The 771-nt window shown below is 45.3% G+C and carries 1 protein-coding gene; it reads left to right on the top strand.

Annotated elements, in window-relative coordinates:
• The first annotated feature begins 104 nt into the window (after positions 1–104).
• Positions 105–614 carry a hypothetical protein gene (locus FJM65_RS21105; protein WP_140456511.1) on the top strand — a complete coding sequence of 170 codons (510 nt, stop codon included), beginning with the start codon at positions 105–107 and terminating at the stop codon, positions 612–614.
• Positions 615–771: the final 157 nt, after the last annotated feature.

The following is a 771-nucleotide window of genomic DNA, read 5'->3' as shown; positions in this document are numbered from 1 at the left end:
CAACCTCGACCAACACTGTCTAGATGCCATTGGAGGAACTTGCAGAGCACAGCGATCCTCCAACGAAACACCATCTAGACTAATCGTTGGCGTGCATTGGAATCATGAATAAACAAAAAGAGATAGAAGAACTGTTTTCAATGTTTCACGACTTTGAGATAAAGAGCGTGAGCAAAGACAGGGAAACTATGACCTTAGAGATTGTGATTCCTTGGGGACAAGTGTGGAATCTTGCCGTAATGGAGTATCAAATAAAAGTTGAGCTGTCGGGGTGTAGGAGTTTACTGTGTGAATACTTTGTGTTCAGAGACGATGAAGCTAATAAATCAAAGCTTCTTGCACTTCGAGAAACAGAAAAAAGAATAACCAGCGACCCACAGACCATGGATAAACTGGGGCTTGAAGTTCAAAGCTATACCTATACTCCACCTGATACTTACGTGCTTCATTGCAACAGCTCGAAAGAAATTGCTGGTGGTGAATTGACTTTGACAGCAACAGATTACCGCATCTTCAATAATAACGGTGAACCTCTGACGCTTGACCACCTGAAGCAATGGGCTACTGAATGGTGGGGCAGGATTCAGGAAATGTGGGACGAGCAGAAAAAATAAAAACAACGAAACGCCAATCGTGTAGACGGCCCCGCCAGCGTTAGCTGACGGGGAGCGCCTCACACACCACTGTACAAGCGGGTCTCGCATACAGCGGTTCGTTAAGTTGTGGAGCTACTTTCTTGTAGTAGTCGAGCATTGTTTCGTATCCCCTTCG

The sequence above is a fragment of the Pontibacter mangrovi genome, assembly GCF_006385705.1.
Taxonomy (GTDB): domain Bacteria; phylum Bacteroidota; class Bacteroidia; order Cytophagales; family Hymenobacteraceae; genus Pontibacter; species Pontibacter mangrovi.
Note: the sequence above shows the minus strand (reverse complement) of the source record. Positions and strands in the feature narration are given on the sequence as shown.

Coding starts and splice junctions, on each gene's coding strand:
- FJM65_RS21105 (WP_140456511.1), top strand. CDS start 105: ATGAATAAACAAAAAGAGATAGAAGAACTGTTTTCAATGTTTCACGAC.